This window comes from Arthrobacter sp. zg-Y1143 (genome assembly GCF_030125565.1).
Classification (GTDB): Bacteria; Actinomycetota; Actinomycetes; order Actinomycetales; family Micrococcaceae; genus Arthrobacter_B.
Genome location: NZ_JASKLW010000004.1, coordinates 261,023 through 277,788, shown reverse-complemented (window position 1 = coordinate 277,788; position 16,766 = coordinate 261,023). Strand labels below are relative to the sequence as shown.

Here is a 16,766-nt window from a genome sequence, read left to right as displayed (position 1 = left end):
TATCAGTGCCCTTACCACTAATCGGTGCGGGCACCGTTGTACAAGCGCAACATAGGCACGGACGGTATTCCGGTGCAGTGCCTAATACTATTCCTGCCGGGGCCGCCCGCGGTCCAATTCCGCCGCGGCCAAGAGCCGGTCCGCCGCGGCACGGATATCGGCATCCGAACCGGTCAACGCAATGCGGACATATCCTGCACCGGCATCACCGTAGAAAACACCGGGACCAACAACAATTCCCAGGTCCGCGAAACGGGAGACCGTTGTCCAAGTGTCTTCACCGGCGGTTGCCCACAGGTACAGGCCGGCCTCGGAATGCTCGATCTTCAACCCGAAGCCCTCCAGCGCCGGGACCAGCTGTTCGCGCCGGGCCCGGTAGCGGTCCTTCTGCTGCGCCACATGCTCGTCGTCGCGCAGTGCTGCCGCCATGGCAGCCTGCACCGGGGCGGGGACAATCATTCCGGCGTGCTTGCGGCTGTTGACCATATTGGCGATGATCGCCGGATCGCCGGCGGTGAACGCCGCCCGGTAGCCGGCCACGTTGGACTGCTTGCTCAGCGAGTACACGGCGAGCAGGGAATTGCTGCTGCCGCCGCTGACGCGGGGGTCAAGGATGCTGGGCACCGGTTCACCGCCGCGTGCGGGGTCCCAGGGGCCCCAGCCCAGTTCGGCATAACACTCATCGGAGGCCACCACGGCGCCGATTTCCCGGGCCTGCTCCACCAGGGTGCGCAGCGAGGACGCAGTCCGCACAATGCCGGTGGGGTTGCCCGGGGAGTTCACCCAGACCAGCCGCACGCGGGAACGGGTTTCCCCGTCCAGTTCGTCAAGGTTGTCGGCGGCCACCGCCGTCGCCCCGGCAAAGACCGCCCCCATGTCGTAGGTGGGATAGGCAACCACGGGGCGGACCACAACGTCCCCCTCCCCCAGCCCCAGCAGCAACGGCAGCCAGGCCACCAGTTCCTTGGAGCCGATGGTGGGCAGCACGTCCGCCGGGTCCAGGCCCGGCACCCCGCGCCGCCGGGCGAACCACTCGACCACTGCGTTCCGCAGGTCTGCGGTGCCGTGGGTGGTGGGGTAACCCGGCGCGTCAGCGGCGGCGCTGAGGGCTTCGCGGACGACGGCGGGGGTCGGGTCAACGGGCGTGCCGATGGAGAGGTTCACGGCACCCTCAGGGTGCTCTGCGGCCCGTCGCTGGTACGGGGCCATGGCGTCCCAGGGGTATTCCGGCAGGTCGAGCCCGAAGGCCCTTGATCCTGCCGGGCTCATGCCTGGTTCTGCGGAGGCAGGGCAGCGATGACGGGGTGGTCCTTATGGGTGTTGCCCACCTTGGCCGCACCGCCCGGGGATCCCAGGTCATCAAAGAACTCGACGTTGGCCTTGTAGTAGTCGGCCCATTCCTCCGGGGTGTCATCCTCGTAGTAAATGGCCTCTACCGGGCATACAGGTTCACAGGCGCCACAGTCCACGCATTCGTCCGGGTGGATGTAGAGGGAGCGTTCACCTTCGTAGATGCAGTCCACGGGGCATTCTTCGATACATGCCTTGTCTTTCACATCTACGCACGGCTGCGCAATTACGTACGTCACGTCCCTTGCCTTCCTGATCTGCGTCCCGCCTGCCGGAGGCCGGCGGTTCCGCTGGGTGTTGGTTCCACGTTAGTAGCCGAAGCCATTATCTCCCAGCCGGGACGGCCCGGCGCACGGCCCGGGTCCGGTCTGGGACCCGCCGCATAGGATGGTTCAATGAACTTTTCCGAACCGGCAGCCCTGCTGCGCAGCCTGCAGCCGGGGGTCCGCGTGGTGGTGCGCTACCGGATCGACGGCGGTTTCACCGACGCCCTGGGCACACTGGGGGCCGTGGGCGATACCGAATGCACAGTAGCGACCCGGCGCGGCGACGTCGTTATTGCCTACCCGCTGGTCACGGCCGCCAAAACCGTGCCGCCGCCTCCCCCGCGCCGCACTCCCCGCAGGTCCTGAGAAAAAACGGCAAAGGCCGCCGGAACAGTTGTTCCGGCGGCCTTTGCCGCTCTTACACGCTTTTCCGGCTGCGCTAGGCAGCCTTGGCGGCGGCCCGGTCCCGGGCGAGCACCCGGGTGCAGGCCAGGACAGCGCCAACCGTGGCTACCGCCTGGCCGAACAGCCACACCAGTCCCGCTGTAACAACGGGCGGCTGCTCCTCGGCAGCAGCGCCGGTCACGATCAGCGGGGCCTCGTTGAGCAGGTCCAGGGAGAACAGCCCCAGCAGCAGATACGTGATGACGCCGGCGGCGGCACTGACCGCTGCGCTGCGCTGCCAAAGGCCGGCCAGCAGCGCCACAGCGCAGCTGAACACCACCGCCAGCACTGCGCCGACCGGAAGCCCGGTGTCGCCGGCATACACCACTTGGTTATGCAGCGAGGTGCCGAGGACAGCCGCCGTGATTCCGCCCAGCACGGCGACCAGAGGCCCCCGCCAGCGCGGGGGCCTCTTGCCGGTGTCGGCCGTTGCGGTGATGACTAGGCCTTGGCGCGTGCGCGGTTGGCCTTCGCACGGTCGTTGGCGTTCAGGACCAGCTTGCGGATGCGGATCGATTCCGGTGTGACCTCGACGCATTCGTCCTCACGGGCGAATTCGAGCGACTCTTCCAGGGTGAGCTTCCGCGGCGGTGTCAGGTTCTCGAAGGTGTCCGAGGACGCAGCACGCATGTTGGTGAGCTGCTTTTCCTTCGTGATGTTCACGTCCATGTCATCGGCGCGGGAGTTCTCGCCGACGATCATGCCTTCGTAAACCTCGGAAGTGGGCTCCACGAAGAAGGAACCGCGTTCCTGCAGCTTGATCATGGCGAACGGGGTAACGACGCCGGAGCGGTCGGAGATCAGCGAACCGTTGGTGCGGTATTCGATCGGACCGGCCCACGGCTCGTAGCCCTCGGCGATGGACGAGGAGATGCCTGCGCCGTGGGTTTCCGTCAGGAACTTGGTGCGGAAACCGATCAGGCCGCGGGCGGGGACGATGAATTCCATGCGGACCCAGCCGGTGCCGTGGTTCGACATGTTGACCATGCGGCCCTTGCGGACTGCCATCAGCTGCGTGACGGCTCCGAGGTATTCCTCGGGTACGTCGATGGTCATGTGTTCCATCGGCTCATTGACCTTGCCGTCAATGAGCTTGGTGACGACCTGCGGCTTGCCGACAGTCAGTTCGAAGCCTTCGCGGCGCATCTGCTCCACCAGGATGGCCAGGGCGAGCTCGCCGCGGCCCTGTACTTCCCAGGCGTCCGGACGCTCGGTCGGAAGGACCTTCAGCGACACGTTGCCGATCAGTTCCTTGTCGAGGCGGTCCTTGACCTGGCGGGCCGTGACCTTGGCACCCTTGACCCGGCCGGCGAGCGGCGAGGTGTTGATACCGATGGTCATGGAGATGGCGGGGTCATCCACGGTGATCAGCGGCAGCGGCTTCGGGTTGTCCACGTCGGTGAGGGTTTCACCAATGGTGATGTCCTCGATACCGGCGACGGCGACAATTTCACCGGGGCCGGCGGATTCGGTGGGAACACGGTCCAGTGCCTTGGTGGCCAGCAGTTCGGTGATCTTGACCGTCTTCATGGTTCCGTCGTGGCGGGCCCATGCAACCATCTGGCCCTTGCGCAGGGTGCCGTTGAAGATACGCAGCAGGGCCAGGCGGCCCAGGAACGGCGAGGCGTCCAGGTTGGTAACGTGCGCCTGGAGGACGCCTTCGGGATCGTACGTGGGAGCGGGGATGTGCTCCAGGATGGTCTGGAACAGCGGCTCCAGGTTGTCGTTCGCGGGTGCTTCGCCGTCGGCCGGCTGCTCCAGGGAAGCAGCACCGACGCGGGCTGCGGCGTAGACAACGGGAACGTTCAGGATCAGGTCAAGGTCCAGGTCCGGAACTTCGTCCGCGAGGTCGGAGGCCAGGCCGAGCAGCAGGTCCATGGACTCGCTGACGACTTCGTCGATCCGGGCATCGGGACGGTCGGTCTTGTTGACCAGCAGGACTACCGGCAGCTTCGCGGCAAGTGCCTTGCGCAGCACGAAGCGGGTCTGGGGCAGCGGGCCTTCAGAGGCGTCCACCAGCAGCACAACGCCGTCGACCATGGACAGGCCGCGCTCGACCTCGCCGCCGAAGTCGGCGTGGCCGGGGGTGTCGATGACGTTGATGGTGATGGTTTCGCCGTTGGCAGCCGGGCCGTTGTAGAACACCGTGGTGTTCTTGGCCAGGATGGTGATGCCCTTTTCGCGCTCCAGGTCACCGGAGTCCATCACGCGGTCTTCCACGTCTCCGTGGGCAGCAAACGAGTTCGTCTGCTTCAGCATGGCGTCGACGAGGGTCGTCTTACCGTGGTCAACGTGGGCCACAATAGCAACGTTGCGGAGGTCGCTTCGCACTGCGCTGTTTACAGCCGTGTTGGTTTCTGACATGCGTGAGGACTCAATTCATAGGAGATCAGTTCGGGGTGTTTCTTTTCCACCGGAGGGGCTCCGGCGTATCCGGCTGTTCTGTACGAATGCTGATTCAATCTCTTGCTCAATCACCAGTCAGAATCCACCGAAGGCCCCGCCGTCAGCGGGCACGCTAACATTCTAGTCGCAATACCATGTCTGCCCTAATGCGGCTTCACCGAGGGCGCAAATCCGGGGCAGGGCGGGGGTCTCACAGCGGGGTCTCACAGCTGGGTCGCACAGCCGGACGCACAGACGCAGAAGGCAGGGAACCCGTTGGGGCTCCCCGCCTTCCGTGCAGTTCTGCAGTGCGCTGTTAGGCGACTGCCGGCGGCAGTTCCAGGCGTGAGCCCGGGATGGCTGCCAGCAGGGCCTGGGTGTAGGCCTGCTGGGGCGCGTCGAAGACGGCGTCCGTGGAACCGGTTTCCACGAGCTTGCCCTTTTCCATCACGCAGACGTAGTCGGCAATCTGGCGCACTACGGCCAGGTCATGGGTGATGAACAGGTAGCTCAGCCCCAATTCCGACTGCAGGTCAGCGAGCAGGTTCAGGATCTGGGCCTGCACCAGCACGTCCAGTGCCGAGACGGCTTCGTCGCAGATAACCACTTCGGGATCCAGTGCCAGCGCGCGGGCAATCGCAACGCGCTGGCGCTGTCCGCCGGAGAGCTCGTTCGGGAAGCGGCGCATCACCGAGGACGGCAGGGCCACCTGGTCAAGCAGTTCGCGGACCTTGGCCTCGCGGCTCTTGGCGTCGCCGATCTTGTGTACCCGCAGCGGTTCTTCGATGGTGCGGAAGATGTTGTACATCGGGTCCAGGGACCCGTACGGGTCCTGGAAGATCGGCTGCACCCGGCGGCGGAACTCGAACAGGCGCTTGCTGTTCAGCGTGGTCATGTCCACCCCGTTGAACAGGATGGAACCGCTGGTAGGCGTCTCCAGGTTCAGCACCATGCGGGCCACCGTTGACTTGCCCGAACCGGACTCGCCCACCACGGCCGTGGTGGTGCCGCGCTTGATGTTGAAGGACACGTTGTCCACGGCGGTGAAATCCGTGGACCGGCCAATGCCGCTGCGCAGCTTGAAGACCTTGGTCAGGTCCTTGACCTCAATAACGTTGTCCGCGGCCTTCAGCTTGTCCTCGTCTTCGGAGGTCAGCAGGTCCGCGCTTTGCAGGCCCAGGCTCTTGGCGGAGTCAATCCGCTTGGAGGCCAGCGACGGGGCCGACTCCACCAGCTTGCGCGTGTAGGGGTGGCGCGGGTTGGTGAGGATTTCGAGGGCCGGCCCGGCTTCCACCACGCGGCCCTTGTACATCACCACTACCTTCTGTGCACGCTCTGCGGCCAGGCCGAGGTCGTGCGTAATCAGCAGTACTGCTGTTCCCAGTTCATCGGTCAGGGTGCCCAGGTGGTCCAGGATCTGCCGCTGCACGGTAACGTCCAGGGCCGACGTCGGCTCATCGGCAATGAGCAGGCGCGGCCGGCAGGAAAGGCCAATGGCGATCAGCGCGCGCTGGCGCATGCCGCCGGAGAACTCGTGCGGGTACTGCTTGGCCCGGCGCGCGGCGTCGGGCAGTCCGGCCTGCTCCAGCACCTTGGCGATATCCGCCGGAGCGTGCGGCAGGCCGTTGGCCCGCAGTGTTTCCTTGACCTGGAAACCGATCTTCCATACCGGGTTCAGGTTGGACATGGGGTCCTGGGGAACCATGCCGATGGAGTTGCCGCGCAGTTCCTGGATCCGCTTGGCACTGGCGTTGGAAACATCCTCGCCGTCAAACAGGATCTGTCCGGAGCTGACGCGTCCGTTGCCTGGAAGCAGGCCGATGGCCGCGAGGGCCGTCGTCGACTTGCCCGAACCGGACTCCCCCACAATGGCCACGGTTTCGCCGGGCATGATGGTCAGGTGAGCATCGCGGACGGCCTCGACGTCGCCGTTTGCCGTGGCAAACGTGATGGCAAGGTCGCGGATTTCAAGCAGCGGCTGAACAGCCGTTTCTTCAGTATTGGTGGTCATCGTTTGCGCGCCTTCGGATCAAGAGCATCACGGACCGCGTCACCGAGCATGATGAAGCTCAGCACGGTAATGGACAGGGCGGCAGCAGGCCAGAGCAGCGTTGACGGATTGGACCGCAGCGAGGTCTGGGCAGCCGAAATGTCATTGCCCCAGGACATGATGCTGGGCGGCAGGCCAATGCCCAGGAAGGACAGGGTGGCCTCGGCAACAATGAAGGTGCCCAGCGAGATGGTGGCGATAACGATTACCGGTGCCATCGAGTTCGGGATGACGTGCTTCATCAGCGCCGAGAACTTCGAGACGCCCAGTGAGCGGGAGGCCACCACGAAGTCGGCATTGCGGACCGAGATCACAGCGCCGCGGGTAATGCGGGCAACCTGGGGCCAGCCGAAGATCAACAGCGTGAAGACCACCGTCAGGGTGGTCCGGTTCTCGCGGAACGCGGGCAGCTGCATGATGATGATGGCGCCGAGGATCAGCGGGAGCGCGAAGAAGATGTCGCCGAGGCGGGCCAGGACAGCGTCCAGCCAGCCGCCGTAGTACCCTGCCAGCGCACCCAGGATTCCGCCGATGATAACGACGGCGATGGTGGTCAGCAGGCCGACCAGCACGGAGGCACGTGCGCCGTAGATAACGCGGGCGTACACGTCGCAGCCCTGGAAGGTGTAGCCGAGCGGATGCCCGGCCGTTGGTCCGCCGTCGGAATTATCCAACAGGCACCCTTCATCCGGGGACGCACTGGTGAACAGGCCCGGGAAGGCTGCCACGGTGAGGATCAGCAGGATCAGCAGCGCCGAGATGATGAAGAGCGGCTGCCGGCGCAGGTTCCGCCAGGCCTCCCCCCAAAGGCTCAGCGGCTGCACGTCATCCTTGACGCTGTCAGTTGCGGCCAGAGGGGTTTCCTCCAGCGGAGCAACATAGTGCTCGATGCTTGTGGTGTCTTTATTCATAACGGATCCTCGGATCAAGCCAGGCGTACAGGAGGTCTACAAGGAGGTTGGCGATCACGTAGACGAAAACGAGAACGCTGACGATCGAGACGATCGTGGGACCCTCTCCCCTGACGACGGACTGGTAAAGTCGCTGTCCCACTCCGGGGACGTTGAAGATGCCTTCGGTGACAATGGCGCCGCCCATCAGCGCACCCAGGTCTGCTCCGAGGAAGGTCACCACGGGGATCAGCGAGTTGCGCAGGATGTGCACCGTGACAACGCGCGGGCGGGAAAGGCCCTTGGCGGTGGCGGTGCGCACGTAGTCGGCGTTCATGTTTTCAATCACCGAGGTACGGGTTAGGCGCAGCACATAGGCGAAGGACGCCAGGCCGAGCACAAGCGCCGGCAGTATCAGGTCCGTAAACCCGGCGTCGCCGCCCACCGTTGGGGACGTCCACTGGAGTTTCACACCCACCAGGAACTGCAGCAGGAAGCCGAGCACGAAGACCGGAATGGCGATCACGATCAGGGATACAACCAGGACCGTGCTGTCGAAGATCTTGCCCTTCTTCAGGCCGGCAATCAGGCCGAAGGCAATGCCGAAGACCGCTTCGAAGATCAGGGCCAGGATGGCGAGGCGGATCGTGACCGGGAAGGCCTGGGCCAGGACGTCGGTCACCTGGCGGCCGGAGAAGTCAACGCCCAGATCGAAGGTGACCAGGTTCTTCAGGTACAGGAGGTACTGGACGATGAAGGGCTGGTCCAGGTTGTACTGGCTGCGCAGCTGTGCGGCAACGGCTTCGTTGACCGGCTTGTCTCCGAAGAGTGCTGCAATCGGGTCGCCCGGAAGGGAAAACACCAGGAAGTAAACAAGGAAAGTGGCCCCGAAGAAAACGGGGATCATTTGAAGGAACCGTCGAATGACGTAGCCGGCCATCAGGGGTGGCCTCCGGCCAGCTTGTGGGGATTGTGGTCTCGCATTTTTTGTATGCCTGTTCTTGGGGGTAAGAACCCGAATACAAACCGGGACCCGGCCTTTTGGCCGGGTCCCGGTTGGGTCGGTCTAGATTCTGCTACTTGGCGGTGACGTTGTAGTAAACCGGAACGCCGTTCCAGCCGGTCTCAACGTTATCCACGTTCTCGCTCCAGCCGGACTGTGCCACCTGGTACCACAGCGGGATGACGGGGAGATCCTTGAGCAGGACTTCCTGTGCCTGGTTGAAGATCTTTGCGCCGTCTTCCGGAGTGGAAGCGGCAAGGCCTTCGCCCAGCAGCTTGTCGAACTCTTCGCTCGAGTAGTCGCCGTCGTTGGAACCTGCACCGGTGCCGTACAGCGGGCCGAGGAAGTTGTTCAGCGACGGGTAGTCAGCCTGCCAGCCGGTGCGGATGGCACCGCTCAGGGTCTTGGCGGTAGCGTCTGCGCGCAGTTCCTTGAAGGTTGCGTAGGGCTTGCCTTCAGCCTTGATGCCGAGGTTGTTCTTCAGGCCGTTGGCGACGGCGTCGACCCATTCCTTGTGGTTTGCGTCGGCGTTGTAGCCAATGGTGAAGGTTTCATCTGCGGGCCACGGCGAGATCTTGTCTGCCTTCTGCCACAGTTCCTTGGCCTTCTCCACGTTGAATTCGAGCACCTCGTTGCCGGGGATGCTGTCGCTGTAGCCCTCGATCACCGGAGCGGTGAAGTCCTTGGCCGGCTCACGCGAACCGGAGAAGACAACATCGGTGATCTGGTCGCGGTTGATGGCCATGGAGATGGCCTGGCGGCGCAGCTCGCCGGCTTCGCCGGAGAACGCCGGCAGGTAACCGGGGATGGTGATGGTCTGGTTGCCGGCGTACGCCTTTTCGGAGTAGCGGCCTTCACCCAGGTCAGTCTTGAACGTCTTCAGGGCAGCATTGGGCATGGTGTCCAGGATGTCCAGGTTGTTGGACTGCAGGTCAGCGTAAGCTGCGTCGAACGAGGAGTAGAACTTGAAGGTCACTCCGCCGTTCTGCGGAACGCGGCTTCCGGTGTAGTCCGGGTTCGTGACCAGTTCGATCTGGACCTCGTGCTGCCAGGCGTCGTCGCCGGCGAGCATGTACGGGCCGTTGCCGACCGGAGTCTCGCCGAACTTGGCCGGATCCGTGACGGCTTCAGCCGGCAGCGGGAAGAAGGCCGTGTAGCCAAGGCGCTGCGGGAAGTCGGACTCGGGCTGGCTGAGCTTCACAGTGAACGTGTTGTCGTCAACAACGGTCAGGCCGCTCATGGTGTCGGCCTCAGCGCCTTCTGCGCTGACCTCGTCGTAGCCTTCGATGCTCTCGAAGAAGTACGAGTTCAGCTGGGCGTTCTTGGCGGCTGCGCCAAAGTTCCAGGCGTCCACGAAGGACTTGGCCGTGATGGCCTCGCCGTTGGTGAACTTCTGGTCAGCCTTCACCTTGATGGTGTACGTCTGGGAATCTTCGGTGTCGATGGACTCAGCGAGTTCATTAACAGTGTTGCCGTCGGCGTCGTAGCTGACGAGGCCTTCGAAGAGCAGGTCCATGATGCGTCCGCCGCCAACTTCGTTGGTGTTGACCGGCATCAGCGGGTTCTGCGGTTCGGTGCCGTTGGCCGTGATGATCGCGGTGCTGTTGCCCTCGGTCTCACCTGAGCCTTCGGCCGATTCGTCGGATCCTCCACCGCAGGCGCTCAGCGCAAGTGCGGCAACGGCCGCTACGCTCAGCATTTTGGAAGTGCGTGTGACGCGCATTCCGCCTCCTAGTTCTGTTCGGTTCCGGCGTGAATGACGCCGGTGTTGCGGCTCCGCCAAATGGTGAACCGACTCACAAAGCCAAAAGCATAAGCCCAACTTGTTTCCGGACGGTAACAAAGAGGGGGTGCTTTGCGGGGGCGGGGCCGCCAAGTGCCGCCCGAGGGCCGCGAAAGGCGCTCCCCACTTGGGTTTAGGTGCGGCAAAACCTCCCGGTAACGATTTGGCATACAGGCGGCGTAATACATGCGTTGGCATGTCACATTGGGCTGTTCAGTGCGAGACTCTCGCGATGTTTGCCCGATGATGGGAAGCACCCCCGCCCGCTGAATCCCGAACTGAGGACCTATGGAAATCACCATTGTGGGCGGATCCCATGGCACCGGCGCCCATTTGGCTTCCCTGGCGCAGGAGGCCGGCCACGAGGTTACTGTCCTCTCGCGAAGCGGCGGCGCGCCTGCGGGCGTCCGTGCAGTCGCCGGTGACGCAACAGACCCTGCCGTAGTTGCCGGCGCCGTGACCGGAGCCGACGCCGTCGTCGTAACTGTGGGCGGCGCAAGGGGCGTGAAGCATCAGCGTGCCGCAGTGACCGGACTGTCATCAAGGCCATGCAGGACGCCGGCGTGCGGCGGCTCGTGGTCCAGTCCTCGTTGGGGGCGGGGAATTCGTCATCCCAGCTGCCCGGTCCACTGGGACTGATCACCCGGGTGGCGCTTGCCGCTCCGCTGGCTGACCACAATGAGCAGGAGTCCCTGGTGACGGGCTCAGGGTTGGACTGGACCATCCTGAGGCCAACCGGCCTCACCAACAGGGAACCCGCCGGTACCTGGCGGGCGCTCGAGGTGGGGAACCCGGACAAGCTGCGGGGGTCTGTGCCTCGAAAGGACCTGGCGGCCTGCATGCTCAAAATTCTCGAAGACGATTCCGCAGTAGGGAAGGCGTTCGGGGTGAGCGGCTAGGGATTGGGGCCTCCGCGCGCTCAACGACACGGCAGCGGCGCCGGACTCCCCTTCGGTACCCCGCTGCGGGAACAATAAAGACTTTCAGTCCTCTTGGTTGAGCGGGTGCTCCTCGGTCTGACCTGTGCGTGCCCGTTCGTAGGAGTCGAGCAGACGGCGGGCGTTGGCGGGCGAGCGGAACAGATACGCGGTTTCCTGCCAAGCGGCATACTCGTCGGCTGGCATCAGGACAGCGTTACCCTTTGGGGAAACAATCTCAACAGCTTCACGATCGTCATTGATGCGCTCGATGAGCGGGAACAGCGTCTTTCGCGCCTCACCGGCACTGATCGCTCGCATGACTCTCCTTCCGGAACCATTGAGTACGGCGTCACGGTACCACTGCGTACGTACCCGTCATGCTCGCACCGGATTCGCTGTCCACATGCCGAAGGAAACGCCTGTGGGATCGCAGTAGATACCGAACCAGCGATCGTCACCACCCAGCTCCACGCGCGAACGCTCCACCGATCCGCCCAGGGCAACGACCCGATCAAGCGCTGACTCAAGATCCTCAACCGCTACGTACAGGCGCGGACCCGCAGCCGGAGGAGTCGCAGGCGTAGAGGCTCGCTGGAGGCCTCCGATTTCAGATCCGTCAGCGTGGATCACCCAGTAGTCTGCGCCGAGCTCCGTCCCAGCGAAGGCAGGCTCGAACGACCATCCCGACAGTTCCGAGTGGAACCGCATGAACTCCTCTGGATCGGACGTTTCGATTTCCCACCACACGATTCTGCTCATACGCCGATGGTATGCATCCAGGCACGAATCCGCAGCCGCATATCTAGGTCGGAGGCGCGCCATAATCGGCCAACTCCTGCTTTGCATATATGGTTCGAGGGGACTTGACGCGGCGATCTGTTGTGACCATTCAACACCGCGGAATTCCGAAGGCGTTTCGACGTCGAACGAAACTGGAGAGTGAATCGTAAGGCACTTTCTTAAAAAAACGGGTTCTGCTTTGGCCTTTCCTGCTGATCAACTTCTTGGTTCTCGCGGGAATGGGCGCCGCTTTCGTATTCGGTGGACTCAACGCTCTCGCTCTCAAGTCGCTGTTCACCAGCAGTTCGAACGAACGCGATTCGCAGGTGGTTCAGTCCGTCACGAGCATTCAAGAGGTCGCCTTGCTGAGCCTTCACATCGAGGGTCTCGCGAGAGACGAAAGAAATCGCGAGATACTCGGCGTGGCCATACCCGCGAGTGAGAAAACGACGCTGATCCAGTACAAGTTCGACGCGAAACTAGGCATCGATGGGTCACAGGTGAAGATCGAACCCACCGGCCCAGGGTCATTTCGCGTGACTATCCCTGAATTCATCGGCATCGGCTTTGACGATCCCGTGTTCGAGGACGCCCTCGAGAGCAACAACGCGCTTAGCTGGCTGGCACCGCCAGCCGTTCAAACTCGCATGATCAACAACATTCTCAGTGACGAGAACAAGCAGAAGTACATCAGCGAAAATGAAGCAGAATTGAAAGACCAGGCCAAGTCCTTCTACTCCGGAATCATCACAAGCATCGACCCCGAGATCACCGTCGCCTTTGATTTCGCAGGGTAGATGCCCGCAGCACCGCGTCCTTGTTTAAACTAGGTTTTTCGGGTGCCAGCGGGGCGAGAAATACTGGTGGGTGGTCTAAGCATCGACGGCAAGCAGTCGAAGGTAACCGACTGGCGCCTGCCGGAATAGACACTTATCAAAGCTTGCCCCCGATATAGAAATGCCGCCCTCTAACGTTTTCACGGAGGGCGGCATTTCTATTGATTCAGGTGAAGAATCTAGACGTTGAAACAAAATTGCACCACGTTCCGTAACCAAGTGCAAAACGGTTGACGGCCGTAGTTGGCAACCCCGTGCGAGGCAGCCAAGCCCCTCCAGCATCCCGACGGACCGAACCTACGACGGGGATGCCTTTGGATGGAACGCCGAGCGGGCGGCTCGTTCGATTGAGCACCAGGCACTGCGTTTATCTTGTCTCTCAAGGCATCGTTGAGCTCACGCCCCTACCTCATCCGTTGGGTTCGCTACCCCACAGAATCGCGCTATCTAGCCCGTCCAGTTGTACCGGGTAACCGTCGGGAAAGTTGGGTGTGTCCTGAATCTTAGGTGCGTCGGTCCTACCCGGATTTAGTTCCTGGTGTAGCGCCACGATCGCTGGGACAGTCCATTTTTTGGCAACATAAAGCCACCCATCCCCGAACGGGATCACCAGCTCTCCCTCCGCTGCTGGGGCCGGAGGCTGCGCCTTCGCCGAGGCCCAAGCCAAGTAGGCCGCGTGCGACGCATAGCCCTTGCCCATGCTTGCGCGGACAGCTGAGATAGTTGAAAACTCAGCTGAGTCTGGCTGCCAGATCCGCATCAGGTCGAGGAACAAGCGTGCGGCAGCCGACGGCGGACCCAACGGAAAACTTTCCGGAAGTTCGACTGTGACCCTGTTTTGTGTTCTAAACCCCGCAACGACGTTGATACTCGCGGCCGGGTTCAATCGCTGCGCTGGATCCTCGAACAGGAAAAGGTAGGTACTAGATCGGAAGAAATTGTCTTCGAACACGTGGTTGAACGTAGGTTCTATAAGATTCTCAAGGGCCCCCGGATCCTCTTCGACGGGAATCTCTCCGCCGCCATTATCGTCCGTGGGCGGATACCACTTGTTGGTCTCTGCAGGGAAGTGGCCGGAGATCAGACGCATAGAGGAGGCAAGCCTGCGTGCAACTTCCAGCGCAGACTCATCCCTGCCTTCCCAGATGAGTGAAATAAACGGCTTACGGCACTCAGACCCTAGGACCTCACGGATAGTTTTCATGGACTTCAATGTACTCGAATCCTGTTTTACGGCATCGGTGTCCACTGGATGACAATCCTTCCCTGGTCGACGAGCGATCGAAATCGTGGGTCCAGAGCTATAAGGTCGAAGAAATCGTCGGCTACTTTTTGCTCCTGAAAATGCCATTCCAGGCGCGTATTGCCTCCGGACTGGATCAGCATGTCGACCTGGTTCTTGAACTGGCCCTCAGCCATGTTTGTCAGTGTGGATCGATAGACAGTGGCGTCCTTGAAGCTAGTCTCCATCCACTCGTAGCGGCCTTTGCCTTCTTGATAAACCTGAGTGGGCGGTGGTCCCTTCTCCCAGTAGTAACCGTCTAGCTTGACCGGTCTACGTGAAACTAGTCCTGTTTTCCCGTCGGTGTGGTTATATTCCACGACGTATTCCAGTGCTCTGCCGTCGACGTGGTCCACTCCAGTTATGTGTTTTTGATAATCGCGACCCCGCGAGGACGAGTACTCATCCACCCAAATCCCCGGACCGTTTTCGCTGTCACCCAACCTTGGCTGCATGGCAGGGTCGCGGCCTGGACCGTTCGGGTTGCTCTGGTCAGAGATCCGCACACCGTACTGTCGTGGTCCCTCCGGGGCGCTGTTTCCGCCGCCCGGCCCTGGCTTCCCGTCAGGTGCTTCGTTGTGGACCAACTCGAACTGACGGGGGCCCGGAACCGTCCCGCCGAATAGGCGGGCTCAGGCCTGACAATATGGTGGTCCACCCATTGGTTCAGTCGGTCCAACAGTCCGGGGCGTGCTTCCGTGACGGCCCGTATCCCCGGCGCCGGCGGTACGGTCACTTCCAAACGCGGCGCAGGCAGCTCAACATGCCCTGCCTTCGCCGGCAGCCGGCCGGCGGAGCCGGCCTTCGCAACGGCGCCACTGGGTATGAGCAGGGAACCGAGATCGAAAGTCAGGCGTCCGGCAGCCCGCATGGGATCCGTCTTCAACAGGTCCACCTGGGCCATCTGAAGAAGCATCTGCTTCCTGTTCTCCGCCGCGGCCGTGTTCCGGCCGGTTAGGGAGCCCAACGTAAAGAAAAGCCCTTGGGTAGCGGTGATCATGGCCATCGGGCCCCCGCTTGCCAGTGAACGTTTGGTAGGTTTCCACCGGCGCCAAAGCCTGGTCGAGGACGCCTTTAGCGAACGGGTGGATGCCGTAGTCGCGTTCAACGAATCGCCCCCACGGCAGCCCGTCAGGGGTTTCGGCGGCTGAATCCAGTTGTGCAGGTGTCATCGGGCCGGCGCCGGCCGGAACAACGCCCGCACCCTTGCCGTAGGCCAAACCGAAACCCAAAGGATCCCCGTTCGGTTCGGCCGGTTCGCACTTATTGCCGGACCTGACTCTGCCCAGTGCCCTTGCACAAGCGCGTTGGGCGGCGTCAAGCTCACCTACGAACCTGTTGATCTGCGAGATGATGGCGTTGTGACGGTCGACCAGGTCGCCGTCGTCGTCCCAGTCCGTAACGTGCTCCCCCGCCGTATCGGCCGCGAGAGCGTCTGCTGCCGGACGGACTTCTGCCTCGAAACGCCGGCGGATATCGTCCACCTCGTCGGCATAGGACTTTATGGCCAGGAAGAGCTCACTCGCGGCAGTTGAGACGTCACCTGCCCTGGTAAGGATCGGAGCGAACGCCGAGAAGACTGTTTCCTGACCCGGCGCGGAGTACACGCCCCCGCCCTGCAGCCGTCCCCAGGCCTGCCCCGCGGAACCGGCAACGGATTCCACTTCCGCCCCAGCCGTCTTGACGGATTCCGAGTGGGTTCTCAGCACCGCCGTGTCGGGAAGCATCTGAAGGAAAGCATCAACGTCCAGAACGGCGCTCATCGCACGGCCACCGGTGCGCCGTCGACCATCTGGTCGGTCTCACCTGCGGCATAGGGATCATCGTCCGCTTTTGCCTGTGCAGCGGAGGCCGCTGCCTGCCGTGCCGTATCGCTCATCTGGGCATCTGTGGAATGGAGGATCGTCAGTACCTCGGCGACGGCGTTCAAGGCGTTGCCGGTCCGTCCCTGGATATCGGCTAATCCGTGCTGGAACTGCTCCTCAGCTAAGGCGAGCAGTTGCTCGGCGATCACATCGGATTTACACGCGTCGGCCAAAGCGACGGTGTCCTCCACAAGTGTGGACCTGAGAGGCGAGAATTCAGCCCCCTGGGCATCGATGTCCAGAAGAATATGGGTGACAGCGGCAGGATCCGTATCGAAGTTTCCATCCGCGGATGCCGACCCTGACGGGGCGCTCTCTGTATGTACTTGGAATTTCACGGCTTCCCCCATCGCTTCCGCTGACGGCCCTATCAAAACGGGAAAGGAGCCAAGGGTCAAGGGTTAGCGATGGGCAGAACTACCCATGGCGAGCAGACAACGGCGTTACTGCGCCTCGGCGCCACAAATCATCAGTTGCGCTTCAACGGACAACACCAATGCAATTTACGAAAGCGGACTTAGGACAGGTATTTTCTGACGGCCCACTACACCGCGCACATGAAAAGGCCCGGAATGCCAAAGCATTCCGGGCCTTTCTCGCAAGCTAGACCAAGCCAGCCTTATACATTAAATCTAAATTCAACCACGTTCCGTCACGGAATAACCTTACGATCATGTGGAGTGAGGGCCCTGCCTCAAGGCATCGTCGAGCTCGCCCCTGACTCATCCGTTGGGTCCGCTGCCCCAAACAATCTCACTATCCAGCCCATCCAGTTCCGCGGGGTAACCATTCGGAAAGCTCGGAGGGTCCTGCACCGCCGGGCCTTCGACTTCCTCGGGACCCAGTTCATAACCAAAGGAAGACGAGATCGGTTCGAGCGCCCGGACCGGCAACCATATGGCAGAAGAAACG

At 62.4% G+C, this 16,766-nt stretch carries 18 protein-coding genes; 4 read left to right on the top strand and 14 right to left on the bottom strand.

The features are described 5' to 3' along the window. Positions 1–87: 87 nt before the first annotated feature. On the bottom strand, positions 88–1,269 hold the full coding sequence (gene dapC, locus QNN98_RS05435) for a succinyldiaminopimelate transaminase (RefSeq protein ID WP_227925032.1): 1,182 nt from the start codon (positions 1,267–1,269) through the stop codon (positions 88–90). Continuing rightward, positions 1,266–1,589 carry a ferredoxin gene (gene fdxA / locus QNN98_RS05430; RefSeq protein WP_283996455.1) on the bottom strand — a complete coding sequence of 108 codons (324 nt, stop codon included), beginning with the start codon at positions 1,587–1,589 and terminating at the stop codon, positions 1,266–1,268. The genes dapC and fdxA overlap by 4 nt, the downstream gene beginning before the upstream one ends. A 156-nt stretch (positions 1,590–1,745) precedes the next feature. Here fdxA and QNN98_RS05425 point away from each other — a divergent pair, with 156 nt between their 5' ends. Next, positions 1,746–1,982 (top strand): putative acetyltransferase, encoded by a 237-nt coding sequence (locus tag QNN98_RS05425; protein WP_283996454.1) that lies wholly within the window; start codon positions 1,746–1,748, stop codon positions 1,980–1,982. A gap of 73 nt (positions 1,983–2,055) precedes the next feature. On the opposite strand, the gene QNN98_RS05420 is transcribed toward QNN98_RS05425, so the two are convergent. The 6 genes from QNN98_RS05420 to QNN98_RS05395 form a co-directional block, all read right to left on the bottom strand. Next, positions 2,056–2,439 carry a hypothetical protein gene (locus tag QNN98_RS05420; RefSeq protein WP_227913599.1) on the bottom strand — a complete coding sequence of 128 codons (384 nt, stop codon included), beginning with the start codon at positions 2,437–2,439 and terminating at the stop codon, positions 2,056–2,058. A gap of 62 nt (positions 2,440–2,501) precedes the next feature. Further along, the gene (gene typA, locus QNN98_RS05415) at positions 2,502–4,424 is read right to left on the bottom strand and encodes a translational GTPase TypA (protein WP_227925033.1); all 1,923 of its coding nucleotides are present in this window, start codon (positions 4,422–4,424) and stop codon (positions 2,502–2,504) included. Positions 4,425–4,761: 337 nt separating this feature from the next. Then, positions 4,762–6,456: an ABC transporter ATP-binding protein gene (locus tag QNN98_RS05410; protein ID WP_283996453.1), complete on the bottom strand. Its 1,695-nt coding sequence runs from the start codon at positions 6,454–6,456 to the stop codon at positions 4,762–4,764. Continuing rightward, a complete protein-coding gene (locus QNN98_RS05405) occupies positions 6,453–7,406 on the bottom strand; it encodes an ABC transporter permease (RefSeq protein ID WP_227925034.1) in 954 nt (317 codons plus the stop codon). The genes QNN98_RS05410 and QNN98_RS05405 overlap by 4 nt, the downstream gene beginning before the upstream one ends. Continuing rightward, positions 7,399–8,325, bottom strand: a complete 927-nt coding sequence (locus QNN98_RS05400) for an ABC transporter permease (RefSeq protein ID WP_227925035.1) — start codon at positions 8,323–8,325, stop codon at positions 7,399–7,401. Before QNN98_RS05400 ends, QNN98_RS05405 begins: the two co-directional genes overlap by 8 nt. A gap of 136 nt (positions 8,326–8,461) precedes the next feature. Further along, positions 8,462–10,111, bottom strand: coding sequence for a peptide ABC transporter substrate-binding protein (locus QNN98_RS05395; protein WP_227925036.1), 1,650 nt, complete (start codon positions 10,109–10,111; stop codon positions 8,462–8,464). Between the two features lie 348 nt (positions 10,112–10,459). Here QNN98_RS05395 and QNN98_RS16505 point away from each other — a divergent pair, with 348 nt between their 5' ends. Beyond that, the gene (locus tag QNN98_RS16505; protein WP_502864587.1) at positions 10,460–10,810 is read left to right on the top strand and encodes an NAD(P)H-binding protein; all 351 of its coding nucleotides are present in this window, start codon (positions 10,460–10,462) and stop codon (positions 10,808–10,810) included. Continuing rightward, entirely contained in the window at positions 10,711–11,070 is a 360-nt protein-coding gene (locus QNN98_RS05390) for an SDR family oxidoreductase (protein WP_283996575.1), read from the top strand. The genes QNN98_RS16505 and QNN98_RS05390 overlap by 100 nt, the downstream gene beginning before the upstream one ends. 84 nt (positions 11,071–11,154) lie before the next feature. On the opposite strand, the gene QNN98_RS05385 is transcribed toward QNN98_RS05390, so the two are convergent. Together QNN98_RS05385 and QNN98_RS05380 are read right to left on the bottom strand one after the other, a co-directional pair. Continuing rightward, the gene (locus QNN98_RS05385; RefSeq protein ID WP_283996452.1) at positions 11,155–11,409 is read right to left on the bottom strand and encodes a type II toxin-antitoxin system Phd/YefM family antitoxin; all 255 of its coding nucleotides are present in this window, start codon (positions 11,407–11,409) and stop codon (positions 11,155–11,157) included. A gap of 57 nt (positions 11,410–11,466) precedes the next feature. Next, the gene (locus tag QNN98_RS05380; protein ID WP_283996451.1) at positions 11,467–11,850 is read right to left on the bottom strand and encodes a VOC family protein; all 384 of its coding nucleotides are present in this window, start codon (positions 11,848–11,850) and stop codon (positions 11,467–11,469) included. 260 nt (positions 11,851–12,110) lie between these two features. Here QNN98_RS05380 and QNN98_RS05375 point away from each other — a divergent pair, with 260 nt between their 5' ends. After that, a complete protein-coding gene (locus tag QNN98_RS05375; RefSeq protein ID WP_283996450.1) occupies positions 12,111–12,668 on the top strand; it encodes a hypothetical protein in 558 nt (185 codons plus the stop codon). A gap of 448 nt (positions 12,669–13,116) precedes the next feature. Here the strand turns inward: QNN98_RS05375 and QNN98_RS05370 are convergent, their stop codons facing one another. The 4 genes from QNN98_RS05370 to QNN98_RS05355 all read right to left on the bottom strand — a co-directional run bounded on the left by QNN98_RS05370 (position 13,117) and on the right by QNN98_RS05355 (position 16,192). Beyond that, positions 13,117–13,956, bottom strand: coding sequence for a hypothetical protein (locus QNN98_RS05370; protein WP_283996449.1), 840 nt, complete (start codon positions 13,954–13,956; stop codon positions 13,117–13,119). Beyond that, complete coding sequence (locus QNN98_RS05365; protein WP_227925041.1) at positions 13,938–14,345, bottom strand: hypothetical protein; 408 nt, start codon at positions 14,343–14,345, stop codon at positions 13,938–13,940. Before QNN98_RS05365 ends, QNN98_RS05370 begins: the two co-directional genes overlap by 19 nt. 402 nt (positions 14,346–14,747) lie before the next feature. After that, positions 14,748–15,752: a hypothetical protein gene (locus QNN98_RS05360; RefSeq protein ID WP_227925042.1), complete on the bottom strand. Its 1,005-nt coding sequence runs from the start codon at positions 15,750–15,752 to the stop codon at positions 14,748–14,750. Beyond that, the gene (locus QNN98_RS05355) at positions 15,749–16,192 is read right to left on the bottom strand and encodes a DUF6507 family protein (protein ID WP_227925043.1); all 444 of its coding nucleotides are present in this window, start codon (positions 16,190–16,192) and stop codon (positions 15,749–15,751) included. The genes QNN98_RS05360 and QNN98_RS05355 overlap by 4 nt, the downstream gene beginning before the upstream one ends. Positions 16,193–16,766 lie beyond the last annotated feature (574 nt).